This is a genomic window from Salinivibrio sp. VGrn1, assembly GCF_009377995.1.
Classification (GTDB): Bacteria; Pseudomonadota; Gammaproteobacteria; order Enterobacterales; family Vibrionaceae; genus Salinivibrio; species Salinivibrio siamensis.
In genome coordinates this window covers 33,278-49,733 of record NZ_SATA01000005.1, presented here as the reverse complement: position 1 = coordinate 49,733, position 16,456 = coordinate 33,278, and the positions used below count along the sequence as shown (strand labels likewise).

Here is a 16,456-nt window from a genome sequence, read left to right as displayed (position 1 = left end):
ATTGTGATCGCCTAACTAATGAGGACATGATGTACAAACTCGTCGCTTCCGATCTCGATGGTACCCTGCTCACCCCAGAGCACAGTATCGCGCCCTATACCAAACAGGTGTTGGAACAACTGCACCAGCAAGGCATCCATTTTGTGTTTGCCACGGGTCGTCATCATGTTGACGTAGCGAGCATTCGTGAAACCGTTGGCATTCCTGCATACATGATCACCTCCAATGGCGCACGCGTGCATGACAGTGATGACAACTTGGTATTCCAACACAATGTTGACCCTGAGATTGTTGCCAACCTGATTAACGAGGTGAAGCAGGATCCGACCGTCACCATTCACCTATACCGCGATAATGACTGGCTGCTGAGCAAAATGGATGAAGAGCTCGCCCGCTATCATAAAGATTCTGGCTTTAACGCCCAGGAGTTTGATGTGGACAACCCACCGGTCGATAACATCGCGAAGATTTTCTTTATTCGCCACGATCACGACCACCTACTCAAATACGAGCATCAGTTTTTGTCGCAGTATGGCGAGAACATCAGCGTGGCATTTTCGACGCCATTCTGCCTGGAAGTGATGGGCAATGGGGTGTCCAAAGGGGCCGCGTTAGAGGAAGTGGCACGTCGTCATCAGCTCAACTTGGCGGACTGTATCGCGTTTGGCGATGGCATGAACGATGTCGAAATGCTACGTGCCGCCGGACAAGGCTTGGTAATGGCCACCGCACAAGCGCGCGTCAAGGCCACCCTCTCAGATAAAGCCATTATTGGTAGTCATGCTGATGAAGCGGTGGCGCGCTATTTGAAAGCGCACCTATTAGACTCACTTTTATAAGCGACCTGGCTCACACCGTGAGCCAACAGGCGCCTGATGGCGATGCACTATTCCCCCGCCATCGCCAGGATCGCCTGCCATTGCGCTGCGGTAACCGGCATCACACTCAGTCGGTTACCTTTTTTCACTAACGGCATCTCGGCCAGCGCCGGATTTTGCTTCATCTCTGCCAGTGCAATTAACGGCACATGACGCTGATATTCCACATCCACCATAAACCAACGTGGGGTTTCAGGTGTGGCTTTCGGATCAAAGTAGCCGCTATCTGGCTCAAATTGGGTATGATCGGGATAACAAGCGCGGACCACGGTCGCCACACCGGCGACACCCACTTGTTTGCACGAGGAATGATAAATCAGCACCTCATCGCCCACTTTGACCTCATCACGCAGCATATTACGCGCTTGATAATTGCGCACCCCTTCCCAGCATGAAACCTTTTGCTGCTTTAGTGTGTCTATCGAAAAGGTATCTGGCTCTGTTTTAAATAACCAATAACTCATGCTAGCTTGCTCTTAATCGGATGGTGGCGGCAATCTTGCCCTGCCTGCATTCAGGGCGCAAGCCTGCCTACTCTCGTTCAGTACAAGGAGTTTTTCGTGCCATCTCTTCGTCCCCTTATCATCGCCTCGATGAGTTTGCTTGCCCTCGCCGGGTGCGGTAGCACCTCCGGTCCGGTAGAGCTGGGCCATCGCAGCGACAAGGTTTCAACCGGCTTGGTTCACACGCCGCAACCTTTTATGCAAACCGGTCGCATCTCTGTCAGCCCAGAAACGGCCAGCTTCACGCCGTGCGGCAGTCAAAAACAGTACTGGCTTGATTTAACCGCTGACCAACGCGCGACCTTATCGCAGCAGTCCGGTCCGGTATACAGTGAGTTTGAGGGCTATTTCACACCTGTGTCACGCCGCGGGTACAGTGCCGACTACCCTGCCGCGGTGACCATGACCCGCTTAAATATGCTCACCAGCGAATTAGAGGGATGCGCACAACCGCGTAATACCTTGTTGGCGGAAGGCCAAACCCCTACCACCTGGTCAGCCGCTGTCGGCCAAGGGCATCTGGCATGGGAAAGCGAGCAAGACTCACAAGAGCGCCCGCTCAGCGGACAAAGCATGAGCCAAGAGCAGGCACAATTCCGTGCTCAACAAGCCGCTTTAACGCTTAGCGCCCAAGGCTGCCAACAAAGCGCCAACACCCTCTATGGCTGGCAAGCACGTTTAAAAACGGCGAAAGGCACTTACCAAGGGTGTGCGATCTTACCTTCCGTGGATACCAGTCAGCATTGGGCGGGAGAATACCAAGGTACCAGCCAGTCGCCCGGCCAACCGACACTGACCACCCAACTGACGTTGCTGCCCGATCATAGCGCCATCACCAGCTACCACCCACAAGGGGAAGCGGTGACCAAAGAAACCGGGATTTGGCAGCCAGTCGGGGAGAACCAAGTCCAAGTACTCACTACCCGTAGTGGTGAGCAAATGGTGGTGTCTGAGCGCATATATACACGTAACGGGTTTTCCCTCACCGCCTCCGAGGAAACCTTTAATGGCAACACCTACTCATTAGGTCATGAGGGTTTAACGCTGAGGCTCAAAGTCGGGGATGCCGTGAACGTATCAAACCAAACCGGCATGAAAGGCAGCGCCGAGAGAAACCCGCGCGTTGAGCAAGCACTCAAAGACTATCTTAGCGATAACGGCCAATCCGGCCCACTCACTTATCGCTGGCTTACCCACGACCTCAATCAAGACGGGCAAGCTGAGCTGTTGGTCTTGACCGACAGCTGTGGCAGTGGCGGCTGCACCTTACTGGTGTTTAAAGGCGAGGCGCAAGGCTGGCAGTTTAATAGCCGCATGACACTGGTGCATGTGCCCCTTTTATTAGCACGCAGCCAAAGCCAGGGCTGGCATGATTTGGTCGTGCCAGTCGGTGGCGGTGGTGCGCCGGCCGGCCACCATGTGATGCAATTTGATGGGCAGCGTTATCCACTTAACCCCAGCACTGCGCCTCGCGCACCTAAACCGGATAGCTCAGACACGGCATTATTTGCCGATGGCATCTATGCCACCCAACAAGGGGCGGTATTAGGCGAAGAATAACGTAGACGCGCGCGCCCGTGGCACGCGGGCTCGCATTCCTTGTCGGACTTGCGCACAATAGCAACCTGACACCTTGAGGAGAGTCTGATGGCCCGTTCGCCCTGCCGCCAATGCGGTTTTACCTATCACTGTATCTGTCACTGCTATTGGCCGCTGGAAAGCCAATTGCAATGCGTGCTGGTGATGCACGAAAACGAAGCGGCGCGCCAATCCAACACCGGCAAACTGGTTAAAGCGGCGCTGCCCGACACGAAAATCGAAATTTGGCAACGCAAACAACCACCGCAAGCCTTGCTCGACAGCTGGGCGCGCGGTGATGTGTCACCTTGGTTGTTGTTTCCCAGTGACGATGCCGTCCCCGCCGATAGACTGTTCGCTGACGCGGTTCGGTCTATCTCTTGCGCGGATAGGTCAGTTTCTTGCACAGAGGCGTTAGCCGCCACCAATGCACCTCGCGCGCCGTTACAGTTTGTGGTGCTGGATGCCACTTGGCAGCAGGCGCGAAAAATGCTCAATAAAAGCCCGTGGCTCAATGGTCTGCCACGGGTCAGTTTGCCGTCGACTGCCGCCTCGCAATATACGCTTAGGCGCAACCAGCCTCCGGGACACCTGTGTACCAGTGAAGCGGTGAGTGCATTACTACGAAGCCAAGGCGACGTGAACGCCGCCACGCAGCTGGACCATTTTCTTGTCCACTTTATGGAGAGCTACGAAGCCGATCGCCACCATCACACTACACCACTCCCCGCCCCCAAGGTGCTGACGTCAAACGCGTGAACAAAAAAACGCCGAGCACAGCGCGCTGCCATGCCCGGCGTTTACGTCGTTTATGGGCTACAGCTTAAAGCGGCTGATCTCTTGCTCGAGGCTATGAGAAAGCTCGGATAACGTCGCGGCTTGACGCGCGGCTTCATCCGCTTCGGTCGATAGCTCATTGGACACATCGCGAATGCCCTCTGAGTTACGGGTGATCTCCGCGGTGACGCTCGATTGCTCTTCCGCTGCCGAAGCAATTTGGGTGGCCATATCGCTAATTTGGCTCACCGCCGCGACAATCTGGCTCAAGCTTTCGTTCGCCGCACTGGCATCTTCCACACTGGCATGCGCACGTTGCTGGCTATCTTGCATCATGGTCACCGCGCGACCGGTTGCCTGCTGCAAGGTATCAATCATCTGCTGAATTTCGGTGGTTGAAGCATGGGTACGCTGGCTCAATATCCGTACTTCATCGGCTACCACCGCAAAGCCACGGCCATGCTCACCGGCGCGTGCGGCTTCAATCGCGGCATTCAATGCCAGCAGATTGGTTTGCTCGGCCACTTCTTGAATGGTCGACAAGATGCTGGTGATGCTGTGCGCATGCTGATCCAGCTCACCAATCACACCGGTCGCCGCTTCCACTTCACGGGCAAGCTCGGTGATCGAGTGCTTACTTTGCTCCACTTGCTGGCCGCCATCATTGGCGACGCTTTCGGTCTCTTGGGCGGTGCGCGCGGTATTATCGGCATTGCCGGCAATATCTTGGGTCGCCGAGGCCATTTCATGGATAGCGGTCGCCACCATATTGATTTCATCTTGCTGATGACCAATCCGGGTGGAGCGCTCTTCCGCTTGTGCTGCGGTTAGCTCGGCTTGTTGCTTGAGCGAGCCAGACAGCTGACGTAAGTGCGACACCATAGTGTGCATGTTGCCGACAAAGCGGTTGAAGTTGTTGGCAAGTTTGCCAATTTCATCATTACTGTGTGGCTCAAGGCGCTGGGTTAAGTCCCCTTCACCGGAGGCAATTTCTTCTAGCGCGGCGGATACATTGAGCAAGTCACGAAACAACACGTGCATCAACCACGTCACGGCACCGGCCACCAGCAAAGTGATCACCACCGCGGTCAGCATCAGGTCGAACAAGGTATCACGCTGGCTGGCGTATTCGGTGCGCTTATCCAGCTCAATCGCCAGTACCCAATCGGTGTTAGGAACCGAGGCAAAATAAAACAGTTTATCAACGCCATCGACAGGCAATTCCACCAGCGATTGCTGTGCCAACGCCTGACGCACGCGGTTTTCATTCAGCTCAGGAGACAGGCTGCGATACGGTTTTAGCAGGCGCGCTTTGTCTTTGTGAGCGAGAAAAGTGCCATCGGCGCCTAGCAACATCGCATTCGCATTTTTGCCCACTTTTAATTGGGTCACGTCACGGATCAGCTGGTCAATCAACACATCTGCGCCCACCACACCGATTAATTCGCCATTGCGACGTACTGGCTCGGCCAAGGTCACCAGCATCGCACCGGTAATCGCATCACTGTAAGCAGTGGTAATAATCGGGCTACCTGCGCTCACGGCTTGCTTGTACCAAGGACGGACGCGAGGGTCATAATCATCGCGGTTGCGCTCAGGACGCGAACGATACATGGCGCCTTTTGGGGTGCCAAAGTAGATATCGTCAAACCCACCGGCCTCACGCGCTTGCTGCAAATAGCTCACACGACGGCTACTGCTGGTGTAATCGGTAAAGGCACTGGTGATATCAGCACGGATTTGCACCCAACCGCTGATCGATTCAGTCGCTGCATCGGCGATACCACTGACGCGGCTATAGATGCTCGACTGGGTTTGGGCTTGAATTTGGCTTACAGCAAGCCAGGTGAGAAAGGCGGCCATCAGCAATACAGCAGATAAGCATGCCCCAATTAATTTTTGTTTTAGTGATAACTGCATGGGAACGGCTCTCAAAGCAACGACAGGTTAATTCCAAACTCCCCGATAACCGAGGTAGCAATAGTGAACAGCCGTCACCCCGTCCCTAGGGTACCGCGAGCCCATCCAGCGCGTCGCGGGTTCACAGCGCCGGATGATTTTTATCCGACATGGCAAGCGCGCGCTAATGTATCAACACTGAGACAGGATTGCTATTTTTAAGTTAAAAAACAGTCAACTAGAGAGCACTTAGAATCAAGATCACACATGCTGCCCGGCTACCCAGCCGGAGCTCCAGGCCCATTGGAAGTTATAGCCGCCGAGCCAGCCGGTGACATCAAGCACTTCACCGATAAAATACAGGCCGGGGATATCTCGCGCTTCAAGGGTTTTCGAGGAAATTGCGTGGGTATCTACCCCACCAAGCGTCACTTCTGCGGTGCGGTAACCTTCGGTGCCGTTTGGGGCTATGGACCACTGGTGAAAGTAGTGATGCAGTTGATCGAGCTGTTTGTCATCGAGCTGCTTGAGCGGTTTATCTGGCAAGCTATCGCGCGCAATCAAGACCTCGACCAGGCGTTTGGGGAATAGGCGAGACAGTGAGGTTTTTAAGGTTTGGTTGGGGTGCTTATCACGCATCGCCACCAGCACGTCTTTTAGCGACTCACTAGGGAGTAAATCGATAGTGACCGCTTCGCCCGGCTGCCAAAACGAGGAGGTTTGCAACACCGCCGGTCCCGATAAGCCGCGGTGGGTAAAGAGCAGGTTCTCGGTAAAACACACACCCGATTCAGTGGTGATCGAACACGGCACCGACACCCCGGAAATATCGGCAAAGCGGGTTTTGTCTTCTTGGTGCAAGGTATACGGCACCAAGGCGGCGCGGGTGGGCAGCACTTTTAAGCCAAATTGTTCGGCAAGCTGATAACCAAAGGGGGTGGCGCCGAGCTTGGGCATCGAAAGGCCGCCCGTGGCAACCACCAACGACTGGCAGCGCACCGGCTCGCCATTGAGTTTAAGGCGAAAGCCGGCTTCTTCTTGTTCGATATCATGCACTTCACAGCGATAGCGTTGACTGATGGTGGCTTGGTCGCATTCGGCCAAGAGCAGGTTAACGATATCCTTGGCGCTGTCATCACAAAACAGCTGGCCGTGGTCACGCTCGTGATAGGCCACACCATGGGTGGCCACCAGACCAATAAAGTCCCATTGGCTGTATTGTGCCAATGCGGATTTGACGAAGTGCGGGTTTTCACACAGGAAGTTACTCGCGGTGACATCATAGTTGGTGAAATTGCAGCGTCCGCCGCCTGAGATCAGGATCTTGCGGCCCGGTTTTTTGGCATGATCCACCACCAAAACACGGCGGCCACGTTGGCCTGCTTGTGCCGCACACATCAATCCTGCCGCACCGGCGCCAATCACAATTACATCATACTCAGTCACACGCTTACCTGTTTATTCTCTGCTCACCCTGTGGGAGCGGCATTGTAGCAGCCCGCACGTGAGCGGCAAGCGCGATTTAACGCGCCTGCGCTTCGGGCGGTGGCACCATGGCATCGGCGCCCTGCGCCATCAGGCTTGGATCCATATGCAGCGTACGAGTTGGGAAGGCAATATCCGCACCGTGCTGATGAATAATACCAATCACTTGCAGCAGTACATCCTGCTTCACGCGGTGATAACGTTGCCAGTTCACCGTTTTGGTGAAGGTGTAAATAAAGAAATCGAGCGAATGTGGGCCAAAGCTATTGAAGTTCACAATCAAGGTTTGTCGTGTTTCAATGTCTGGGTGGGCTTCAAGCATGGCATACACATCGTCAATCACCGCGCTGATTTTATCGGCGTCTTGGTAACGTAGTCCGATGGTTTCATAGATGCGGCGGTTGAGCATCCGCGAGGGGTTCTCGACCACCACGTTACTGAATACCGAATTGGGAACGTATAAAGGGCGCAAATCAAAGGTGCGCACCACCGTCATACGAATACCAATTTTCTCCACTGTGCCCTCAATGTTGCGATCCGGCGAGCGCACCCAATCACCGACTTTAAACGGGCGATCAAAGTAAATCATCACCCCACCGAAGAAGTTCGACAGCAAGTCCTTAGCGGCAAAACCAACAATTAAACCCCCGACACCCCCGACGGTCAGTAGACCTGAGACGCTAACGCCCAGGCTTTTCAGCAAGGACAAGACCCCGAAGCACACAAAGAGGGCGCGTAAGACATTCCCCAAGGTATTGATAGTGGTGTGGTCGCGTTTGCTCGTCTCAATCATCACCTGCTCGCCGCTGTTAACTAGGCGTAACAGCACCCAAATGATGACCCAGATCACCACCAAATCTTGCACCAAGGTAAGCCAACTGAGTGAGACATTGCCTAAGGTGTTATCGACAACGATTTCCAGCGAATGAGAGGCTGGCCATAACCAAATCAACACACTTAAAGGCGTATCTATCGCCGGCCAAATGATGTCGTCCCAGCGGGTGATAGTCTTTTCCGCCAAGGCTTTCAGCCGCCCAACCAGTACGTGCCAAATCGTCCATGCAATGGCACTGATGCCCGTTAACGTGACAACATCCGAGATCCATTCCCACGCCGCTGCCTCATGAAGCGACTGCCACCATTGGAGTAGGCTTTGCATGATTCCCTCAATTACGCTGTGATCCGAGTAGTGGCGTCAGGTTAACAAAAAAAATGCTGACCGAGGTCAGCATTTTGTCGAAATTGTTGGCGTCCGCTTACCAGCCCGCAAAAGCGACAAGAAAAAAGGTCGCGAGCAAGGCACCAGACAACGCAGCATTGAGGATGAACAAATGGCGCACTTTGTTGCATTTGCTCACGAATATTTCATCGTGATGATGGAGATACTCCTGACTACGAATGTACTGGTACAAGCGCTTTTGGCGCGAGATATCGCCTTGGGGTGAGAGTGAGAAAAAGTTGTTATCTCCGCGACAAATTTGCTGATAAAGCAGCGGATTCGCGTCGCGCAACATCACAACGAGCGCGCGCAGTGAAGACAGGTAGCGCGCGAAATTAACCAGTGTGACGGTAAAAACTGCCACGATTAGGATATCACCGTTCATAGACCTCTCCCTCCGCTACGCCGGATAGCGCTCAGAGGGAGAGGTAACCAGATTACTGCCCTGCTGAGCCGTCCATCACTGACGTAGACTCTTCAACCGCCATCGATGCCAAGTCTTTGTCAATAAAGAACAGAGCCTTGCCATCTTCGCCGACTAACTCGATCTTATCGAGTATGCCTTTAAACAGCTTCTCTTCTTCATGCTGCTCCGCTACATACCACTGCAAGAAATTGAAAGTAGAATAATCTTGTGTGGTAAACGCAACGTGCGCCAAGCTGTTAATTTTTTCCGTAATCAAGCGCTCGTGTTGATAGGTTTCGCGAAACACTTCGCCCAGTGATGCGAACTCATGACGCGGTGCGTCAATCGAACCCAAAATAGGCATCGCCCCTGTCTCACTGACGTACGTAAAAAGGCGCTGCATATGCTGCATCTCTTCTTGTGCGTGCTTATGCAGGAATCGCGCGGCTCCTTCGAAGCCTTGATCCTCACACCAAGCGCTCATTTGTAAGTATAGATTTGATGAGAAAAACTCCAAATTGATCTGCTCATTGAGCCTGTCAACCATGGCAGGTGCTAGCATATAAAACATCCTCTTTATTTGGGGTTAGCTGCCATTCTGACCAGCAGCACGTTGGTTTTCAAGCGGATCACGCCGACTAACCGCATCGAGACCGAGTCTTGTATCGAATTTATGACTCGTGTCATCGTCGAGTTGTTGATCGGAATGCGATCACAGTGACTGTTTTTTATACGCAAGCTCGCTAAACTGCGATGACAGCCAGATAGAAAAAGGATAACCCTATGTCATACAAGCATATTTTGGTTGCTGTCGATTTGTCAGATGACAGTGAACGCCTGCTCAAGAAAGCCGATGCCTTAGCCAGTGCCCTCGACGCCCAACTTTCCTTAGTCCATATCGACGTTAATTACGCCGAGCTCTACACCGGGCTCATCGACATTAACTTGGTCGAGTCGCGTAACCGTGTGATTGAAGAAGCGCAGCAAAAGCTGAATCAACTGGCCAGTGACGCGCAAAGTCCAGTGACACATACCTTGGTCAGCAGTGGCGATCTTGCCGAAGAAATCACTGAATCGATTCAAAATATGGGGATCGATCTGGTCGTGGTCGGCCATCACCAAGACTTTTGGAGCTCGTTGCTCTCCTCCACCAAGCAGTTACTCAATAAAACACCGGTGGATCTGTTGATGGTGCCTATCCGCGACTAACAGAACCACTTTCTTCCCCCGCGAAGGCGGTGATTCCGCCTTCTTGCTGCCATCATCGCTTTATCTTCTACCCGCACCAAGATGAACCGATTGCGTCCCCGCGATGAAACGGTACACTGCCCTTTTTACCACTTTATCGAAGGAACCGAAGTCATGGGGTATCTTAGCGGCGTCACACTGCTGTGGGCCTTTTCATTTAGCCTGATTGGCGTGTATCTCGCCGGCCAAGTAGACAGTTATTTTTCTGTGCTGATGCGCATTGTATTGGCTGGACTGGTGTTTTTGCCCTTTTTGCGCCCTCGCCAAGTACGCCCTGCCTTTGCCGCAAAATTGATGCTGGTCGGTGCATGTCAACTCGGCATTATGTACTGCTTTTTCTATCAATCCTTTTTATTTTTGTCGGTGCCAGAGGTGCTGCTGTTTACCGTCTTTACCCCACTTTACGTCACCTTGATTTACGATGCCTTAAAACGCCAGTTTAGCGCGTGGTATCTCGTCACTGCCGCGGTTGCAGTGCTTGGCGCCGTGGTGATCCGCTATGCGACCGTCAATCCTGACTTTTTAATCGGCTTTTTGGTGGTGCAAGGTGCCAACCTGTGCTTTGCGATTGGCCAAGTTGGTTACAAATACCTGCTTGAGAAAGAGCAAACGCCCCTTCCCCAACATGCGGTCTTCGGTTGGTTTTATCTTGGCGCCTTAGTGGTGGGTGTGCTGGCTTTTGCCTTGCTGGGCAACAGCAACAAGCTGCCCACGACACCCACCCAGTGGGGTGTATTGATTTATCTAGGCACTATCGCCTCAGGACTGGGGTATTTCTTTTGGAATAAAGGTGCGACGCTGGTTAATGCGGGGGCACTCGCGGTGATGAACAACGCCCTGATCCCAGCCGGCATTGTGGTCAATGTACTGATTTGGAATCGCGAGGCAGATCTCATGCCATTACTCAGTGGCGGAGTGTTGATTTTAGCTGCACTTTGGTTTAACCAAACCTGGGTCAAACGCCACGTTGCCGCGCAACGGAGTGCCGCCCCACGGTAGGCCGCCCCACGGCCTCTGCCACCCCCAAACACAAAACAGGCAGGGAAATCCCTGCCTGTTCACTTATCCGAGAGAGAAGACGCGATCAGATAAAGGCAAACGCGTCTGAGTAAAGGTGATCGCGGCTCACGCCACGCTCTTTGCAGAACATGTCACGCGCCACACCCGCCATTTCAAAACGGCCCGCGATGTAGATGTCATAAGCGCCGAGGCTGACAAAATCTTCCATCACCGCTTCCAATACATTACCCACTTTGCCGCGCCACTCGCCTTCGGCTTGCTCCACCACTGGCATAAAGGTGATATTGCTGTGTGACTCAGCCAGTGCTTGCAGCTCATCATGCGCATAGAGCTGACAAGGGGTGCGGGCGCCCCAATAAATAAAGATCGGAGACTGTATACCTTGGCTAATACAGTGATCGACCATGCTGCGCACGTAAGAAAAACCAGTACCACCGGCAATCAGCAGCAAAGGACGCTCGCTCTCACGTAGCCAAGCATCACCGGCAGGCTCAGTAATTTCAAAGTCCGCTTGACCACTTTCTAACGCGGCTTTGGCCTTTTCAACCACTTCTAAGGCAAACGGGTTTTCATCTGCCGCGCCAACGTGCAGCTCAAGCTCTGCACCCGCTTCGCGACATGGGCTGCTTGCCAGCGAAAACGGGCGCTTATCTTTTTCACCCATCACCGCCATCACGTATTGCCCCGGCTGATAGCTCACCGCCTGCTGCGGCTTTAGGATAATGCGGTAGGTGTGACACGCCAACGGCTCAACGGCGGTCACTTCACATAGTATCGACATTCTGTTCCTCTGTTTGTTATTGCTACAGCCGATGAGGTTATTTGAGGCGGCATCACTACCGCCTTTGGCTGTGTTTGTGTCATTAACGGTGAATGCTAGCGCATTCCAATAGGATTAGTCTAAGATCCCTAATTCATCCCAAATCGCGTCGACACGTGCGACGACCTCTGGATCTTTAGCAATAGGCGTCCCCCACTCACGGTCGGTTTCCCCTTGCCATTTATTGGTGGCATCGAGGCCCATTTTCGAGCCGAGCCCAACCACGGGAGAGGCAAAGTCAAGCGAATCAATAGGAGTATTATCCACCATCACGGTATCGCGCGACGGATCCATACGCGTGGTTATTGCCCAGATCACGTCATTCCAATCACGCGCGTTGACGTCGTCGTCACACACTATCACAAACTTGGTGTACATAAACTGGCGCAAGAACGACCACACCCCCATCATCACCCGCTTGGCATGACCGGGGTATTGTTTTTTCATGGTTACCACCGCCATGCGATACGAGCATCCTTCAGGCGGTAGGTAGAAATCGACAATCTCTGGGAACTGCTTTTGCAAAATCGGCACAAACACCTCGTTGAGTGCCACACCTAAAACGGCAGGTTCATCCGGTGGACGCCCCGTGTAGGTGCTGTGATAAATCGGTTTTTTGCGCATGGTCAGATGCGTCACAGTGAACACATGGTGACGCTCAACCTCATTGTAATAACCGGTATGATCGCCATACGGCCCTTCATCCGCGTACTCATTAGGGTCGATATAGCCTTCCATCACAATTTCCGCACTGGCCGGTACATCCAAGTCGTTGCTGATACATTTGGCCACTTCGGTTTTACTGCCCCGTAATAAGCCGGCAAACGCATACTCGGACAAGGTATCCGGCACGGGCGTCACCGCGCCTAGAATGGTGGCAGGGTCAGCACCATAGGCCACGGTCACTGGGAAAGGTTCATTGGGATGGGTTTGCATCCAATCATGTAAATCTAACGCACCACCGCGATGGGCCAACCAACGCATGATCACTTTGTTTTTGCCAATCTTTTGCTGGCGATAAATACCCAGGTTTTGCCGCTTTTTGTTAGGGCCACGCGTGATTGTCAGTCCCCAGGTAAGCAAGGGTGCCACATCACCCGGCCAACAGCGCATCACCGGAATGGTATCCAGGTCGACCTCATCGCCGCTCAGCACCACCTCTTGGCAACGAGGGCGGCGTACGGTTTTCGCCGGCATGTTGAGCACTTGGCGAAAAACGGGCAGTTTATCGAGTGCATCACGAAAGCCCTTGGGCGGCTCTGGCTCTTTGAGATAAGCAAGCAATTTGCCGACTTCACGTAGCTCGAGGACGTCGTGACGCCCCATGCCCAAAGCAACACGCTTGGGGGTACCAAACAGGTTCGCCAGCACCGGCATGTCATAACCCACGGGATTTTCAAACAACAGTGCGGGACCACCAGCTCGTAACGTGCGGTCGCAAATCTCGGTCATCTCAAGATCGGGATCAACCGGCTGGCTAATGCGTTTTAGCTCGCCTTGGGTTTCAAGATAGTCAATAAAATCGCGCAAATCGGAAAGTTTCATATCAGGCTCAAGGGGTTAATGGTCACCTCTATGATACCAAGTTAAGCGGTATCCGGATCGGTAAAGGCTCGACATTAGCGCGACGGTAACGCAGATGCAATGTGCTGTTGACCAAGCGGCCCGAGCTGGTCTTGTAATCCGCTCAACCAATCCCCCTTGCCCGCTTCCACCAGCAGTTGTGCCACTTCTTTACCTTGACGCAACGACAGCTGTGTTAGCAAAAAGTCGGCAACGGGTGCAGGTAACGGCGACAAATTGGCCAGTTGTCGAATCGCAGGTCCTCGCAGCGAGGGGTTGTCAGCCGCCGCCATCATTTGCCGCAGTGCAAAGGGATCAGTTCCCCGCTCACGCAGCGCGTGCAAGGCCGCAAGGCTATACTGATCGGTCCCTCGGCGCCACAATCGCTCATACAGCGCAGAACGCTCAGTGGCTTGTGCCAACGCCGCCAAAATAGCATTGTCGGGCATCCACATTAGGGTCGGGTCATTGAGGTACTGATCGGCCAAATACGCTAAGCCATCGGCGTCATAATCGGCAATCATGGTCACCAAGGCGTCACGGCGTTGACGATAGTCGGGCTGATCGGGGTCAATCCATTCGGCCATCACTAATTGGCGATAGCTCAATAGCATGCCGAGCTCTTGGGTTAATTGCTGCTGACGATAGCGATTTAGCTGCTTGCGGGCCGCGGCGGCATAATGAAATGCTGGCGTGGTCACCCAGTAACCATCTTGTTGATGACGCAATAAGAAGTGCGGCTGCTGCTGACTTAAAGTAGCAAGGTACTCACGCCACTTGTCGTTATCAAGCCGCAGAGGCGAAGAAAGCAGCCGATATAAGGTCGCTTCTCGGGTGAGCGGCGGCAGTTGTCGGATGTGCGACTCAAGCGCGCTGATCTCGCCATTGGCTTGGAGGGTAAAGGCAGTCCGCATGGCACCTATCGTGCTCGCTTTATCTATCACTTGCTCGATAAAAGGCTGAGTCACAATTTGGCCCTCTGTCGCTGGCGCGTTGGCCGACACAGAGAGCGAGAAAAGGCCCACTAGACCTAGGCCAATCCCTAATAACTTGATGCGAAAACGTCTTGCCATCCGTTGCAATCCTATCTTCGATGTCACGCGTCCTGCGTCACCTTTCCTTGGTGACAATGATTGTGCGAGCTCAGTATCAACGGGGCAATAAAAAAGCACTGCGAATGCGCAGTGCTTAACATTATTGCGTTATCAGTTACGAGTTTTGCCGACGCATGGCGTCAAAGAACTCATTGTTGGTTTTGGACATCGCCAGTTTACCAATCAAGAACTCCATGCCTTCCAGCTCGCCCATCGGGTGGACGATTTTGCGCAGGATCCACATTTTTTGTAGTTCATCGGGCTTGGTCAGCAACTCTTCACGACGGGTACCAGAGCGGGTGAAATCGATGGCAGGGAAAACACGTTTTTCAGCAATCTTACGCGACAGGTGTAATTCCATATTACCCGTGCCTTTAAACTCTTCGTAAATCACTTCGTCCATCTTCGAGCCTGTGTCCACCAGCGCAGTGGCAATAATGGTCAAGCTGCCACCTTCTTCCACATTACGCGCCGCACCAAAGAAACGCTTAGGACGGTGCAAGGCGTTGGCGTCAACACCACCGGTCAATACTTTGCCTGACGACGGTACAACCGTGTTATAAGCACGCGCCAAACGGGTAATCGAGTCCAGCAAGATCACCACGTCTTTTTTGTGCTCCACCAAGCGTTTGGCTTTTTCGATAACCATTTCAGCCACTTGCACGTGACGGTTCGCTGGCTCGTCAAAGGTTGACGCGACCACTTCACCCTGCACCAAGCGCTGCATCTCGGTCACTTCTTCTGGGCGCTCATCAATCAAGAGCACCATCAGTTCACAATCCGGATGGTTGAACGCGATGCTTTGCGCAATGTTTTGCAGCAGCATGGTTTTACCCGCTTTTGGCGGTGCCACAATCAAGCCACGTTGCCCTTTACCAATCGGCGAGGCTAAGTCGAGTACACGGGCGGTGATGTCTTCGGTGGAGCCATTCCCACGTTCCATCACCATGCGCTCGCTGGCGTGCAATGGGGTCAAGTTTTCAAACAGGATTTTGCTGCGAGCATTGTCTGGCTTGTCACTGTTAACTTGGTTAACTTTTAATAGCGCAAAGTAGCGCTCGCCGTCTTTTGGCGGCCGAATTTTACCCGCGATGGTATCGCCTGTGCGCAGGTTAAAGCGACGAATTTGGCTTGGCGATACATAAATGTCGTCCGGGCCGGCCAAATACGAGCTGTCTGCGCTGCGCAAGAAGCCAAACCCGTCTTGAAGAATTTCCAGTACGCCATTGCCGAAAATATCTTCACCGCTTTTTGCGTGCTGTTTGAGGATCGAGAAAATGATGTCCTGTTTACGCAAGCGAGCCAGGTTTTCAAGTCCCATGCTTTCGCCAAGCGCAACCAGCGTCGAGACGGGTTGAGTCTTCAGTTCGGTAAGATTCATAGTGGTGAGTGTCTTGTTTGTCAAAGTTGAGGTCTGAAATTAGTTAGCGTGTCGAGACCAGTGGTATGTTCGAGAGATGAACAGAAGTACAAATTCCGTGCAATAAGGTAGCACCTAAATGGGGTATCGTCTAGTTAGCAGAAAAACAACCGCCGCTGAGAGGCAGCGACGGTTACTTTAGCATTAGAGGTTGGCGTCAAGAAACTCTTTCAACTGAGTTTTTGACACTGCACCAACCTTGGTTGCTGCTACGTTGCCATCTTTAAAGAGCAGCAACGTTGGGATACCACGGATGCCGAACTTAGGCGGTGTACCTGCGTTCTGGTCAATGTTCAGTTTTCCGATGGTGACTTTACCTGCGTATTCTTCAGCGATTTCGTCCAGGATTGGCGCGATCATTTTGCAAGGTCCACACCATTCTGCCCAAAAATCTACCAATACAGGCCCTGCAGCTTTTAGAACGTCTGCTTCAAAGCTGTCGTCGGTTAGCTGCATAATTTTGTCGCTCATCTTCTACTCCAATACATGTTTTTGTTACTGGCTAAATTGCGACCAGTAAATTATGGGACTATTTGACTGGATTCG

The 16,456-nt window shown here is 53.0% G+C and carries 16 protein-coding genes; 5 read left to right on the top strand and 11 right to left on the bottom strand.

All coding sequences use genetic code 11. The features are described 5' to 3' along the window. Positions 1-29: 29 nt before the first annotated feature. Positions 30-839 carry a Cof-type HAD-IIB family hydrolase gene (locus tag EHW56_RS09125; protein WP_046074567.1) on the top strand — a complete coding sequence of 270 codons (810 nt, stop codon included), beginning with the start codon at positions 30-32 and terminating at the stop codon, positions 837-839. Positions 840-886: 47 nt separating this feature from the next. Here EHW56_RS09125 and EHW56_RS09120 read toward each other — a convergent pair whose 3' ends face one another. Continuing rightward, positions 887-1,342: an EVE domain-containing protein gene (locus EHW56_RS09120; RefSeq protein WP_046074568.1), complete on the bottom strand. Its 456-nt coding sequence runs from the start codon at positions 1,340-1,342 to the stop codon at positions 887-889. A 96-nt stretch (positions 1,343-1,438) separates the two neighbouring features. Here EHW56_RS09120 and EHW56_RS09115 point away from each other — a divergent pair, with 96 nt between their 5' ends. Further along, the gene (locus EHW56_RS09115) at positions 1,439-2,941 is read left to right on the top strand and encodes a hypothetical protein (protein WP_152800089.1); all 1,503 of its coding nucleotides are present in this window, start codon (positions 1,439-1,441) and stop codon (positions 2,939-2,941) included. Positions 2,942-3,028: 87 nt separating this feature from the next. Continuing rightward, positions 3,029-3,718 carry a tRNA-uridine aminocarboxypropyltransferase gene (locus tag EHW56_RS09110; RefSeq protein ID WP_152800087.1) on the top strand — a complete coding sequence of 230 codons (690 nt, stop codon included), beginning with the start codon at positions 3,029-3,031 and terminating at the stop codon, positions 3,716-3,718. A 57-nt stretch (positions 3,719-3,775) separates the two neighbouring features. Here the strand turns inward: EHW56_RS09110 and EHW56_RS09105 are convergent, their stop codons facing one another. The 5 genes from EHW56_RS09105 to ftnA all read right to left on the bottom strand — a co-directional run bounded on the left by EHW56_RS09105 (position 3,776) and on the right by ftnA (position 9,307). Beyond that, on the bottom strand, positions 3,776-5,656 hold the full coding sequence (locus EHW56_RS09105) for a methyl-accepting chemotaxis protein (RefSeq protein ID WP_152800085.1): 1,881 nt from the start codon (positions 5,654-5,656) through the stop codon (positions 3,776-3,778). A gap of 240 nt (positions 5,657-5,896) precedes the next feature. Continuing rightward, a complete protein-coding gene (locus EHW56_RS09100) occupies positions 5,897-7,081 on the bottom strand; it encodes an NAD(P)/FAD-dependent oxidoreductase (RefSeq protein WP_046074571.1) in 1,185 nt (394 codons plus the stop codon). Between the two features lie 76 nt (positions 7,082-7,157). Then, complete coding sequence (locus EHW56_RS09095) at positions 7,158-8,279, bottom strand: mechanosensitive ion channel family protein (protein ID WP_077578172.1); 1,122 nt, start codon at positions 8,277-8,279, stop codon at positions 7,158-7,160. A gap of 97 nt (positions 8,280-8,376) precedes the next feature. After that, the gene (locus tag EHW56_RS09090) at positions 8,377-8,724 is read right to left on the bottom strand and encodes a universal stress protein UspB (RefSeq protein WP_046074573.1); all 348 of its coding nucleotides are present in this window, start codon (positions 8,722-8,724) and stop codon (positions 8,377-8,379) included. 52 nt (positions 8,725-8,776) lie between these two features. Beyond that, positions 8,777-9,307 (bottom strand): non-heme ferritin, encoded by a 531-nt coding sequence (gene ftnA / locus EHW56_RS09085; protein WP_046074610.1) that lies wholly within the window; start codon positions 9,305-9,307, stop codon positions 8,777-8,779. A gap of 221 nt (positions 9,308-9,528) precedes the next feature. Between ftnA and EHW56_RS09080 the strand changes: the two genes are divergently transcribed. Next, a complete protein-coding gene (locus EHW56_RS09080; RefSeq protein ID WP_046074574.1) occupies positions 9,529-9,954 on the top strand; it encodes a universal stress protein in 426 nt (141 codons plus the stop codon). Between the two features lie 153 nt (positions 9,955-10,107). Then, entirely contained in the window at positions 10,108-10,992 is an 885-nt protein-coding gene (locus EHW56_RS09075; RefSeq protein ID WP_152797223.1) for a carboxylate/amino acid/amine transporter, read from the top strand. Between the two features lie 85 nt (positions 10,993-11,077). On the opposite strand, the gene fre is transcribed toward EHW56_RS09075, so the two are convergent. From fre to trxA, 5 genes are all read right to left on the bottom strand, one after another. Further along, a complete protein-coding gene (gene fre, locus EHW56_RS09070; RefSeq protein ID WP_046074576.1) occupies positions 11,078-11,794 on the bottom strand; it encodes an NAD(P)H-flavin reductase in 717 nt (238 codons plus the stop codon). A 114-nt stretch (positions 11,795-11,908) separates the two neighbouring features. Then, complete coding sequence (gene ubiD, locus EHW56_RS09065) at positions 11,909-13,378, bottom strand: 4-hydroxy-3-polyprenylbenzoate decarboxylase (RefSeq protein ID WP_046074577.1); 1,470 nt, start codon at positions 13,376-13,378, stop codon at positions 11,909-11,911. A 74-nt stretch (positions 13,379-13,452) separates the two neighbouring features. Further along, positions 13,453-14,469, bottom strand: a complete 1,017-nt coding sequence (locus tag EHW56_RS09060; RefSeq protein ID WP_152797225.1) for a hypothetical protein — start codon at positions 14,467-14,469, stop codon at positions 13,453-13,455. Between the two features lie 136 nt (positions 14,470-14,605). Continuing rightward, positions 14,606-15,871, bottom strand: a complete 1,266-nt coding sequence (gene rho, locus EHW56_RS09055) for a transcription termination factor Rho (protein WP_077578169.1) — start codon at positions 15,869-15,871, stop codon at positions 14,606-14,608. A 183-nt stretch (positions 15,872-16,054) separates the two neighbouring features. Then, entirely contained in the window at positions 16,055-16,381 is a 327-nt protein-coding gene (trxA, locus tag EHW56_RS09050; protein WP_046074579.1) for a thioredoxin TrxA, read from the bottom strand. Between the last annotated feature and the right edge of the window lie 75 nt (positions 16,382-16,456).

Bases quoted from the DNA above. Each gene is read 5' to 3' on its own strand.
- EHW56_RS09120 (WP_046074568.1), bottom strand. From the start codon at position 1,342: ATGAGTTATTGGTTATTTAAAACAGAGCCAGATACCTTTTCGATAGAC.
- trxA (WP_046074579.1), bottom strand. From the start codon at position 16,381: ATGAGCGACAAAATTATGCAGCTAACCGACGACAGCTTTGAAGCAGAC.
- rho (WP_077578169.1), bottom strand. From the start codon at position 15,871: ATGAATCTTACCGAACTGAAGACTCAACCCGTCTCGACGCTGGTTGCG.
- fre (WP_046074576.1), bottom strand. From the start codon at position 11,794: ATGTCGATACTATGTGAAGTGACCGCCGTTGAGCCGTTGGCGTGTCAC.
- EHW56_RS09095 (WP_077578172.1), bottom strand. From the start codon at position 8,279: ATGCAAAGCCTACTCCAATGGTGGCAGTCGCTTCATGAGGCAGCGGCG.
- ftnA (WP_046074610.1), bottom strand. From the start codon at position 9,307: ATGCTAGCACCTGCCATGGTTGACAGGCTCAATGAGCAGATCAATTTG.
- EHW56_RS09075 (WP_152797223.1), top strand. From the start codon at position 10,108: ATGGGGTATCTTAGCGGCGTCACACTGCTGTGGGCCTTTTCATTTAGC.
- ubiD (WP_046074577.1), bottom strand. From the start codon at position 13,378: ATGAAACTTTCCGATTTGCGCGATTTTATTGACTATCTTGAAACCCAA.
- EHW56_RS09080 (WP_046074574.1), top strand. From the start codon at position 9,529: ATGTCATACAAGCATATTTTGGTTGCTGTCGATTTGTCAGATGACAGT.
- EHW56_RS09125 (WP_046074567.1), top strand. From the start codon at position 30: ATGTACAAACTCGTCGCTTCCGATCTCGATGGTACCCTGCTCACCCCA.
- EHW56_RS09110 (WP_152800087.1), top strand. From the start codon at position 3,029: ATGGCCCGTTCGCCCTGCCGCCAATGCGGTTTTACCTATCACTGTATC.
- EHW56_RS09105 (WP_152800085.1), bottom strand. From the start codon at position 5,656: ATGCAGTTATCACTAAAACAAAAATTAATTGGGGCATGCTTATCTGCT.
- EHW56_RS09090 (WP_046074573.1), bottom strand. From the start codon at position 8,724: ATGAACGGTGATATCCTAATCGTGGCAGTTTTTACCGTCACACTGGTT.
- EHW56_RS09060 (WP_152797225.1), bottom strand. From the start codon at position 14,469: ATGGCAAGACGTTTTCGCATCAAGTTATTAGGGATTGGCCTAGGTCTA.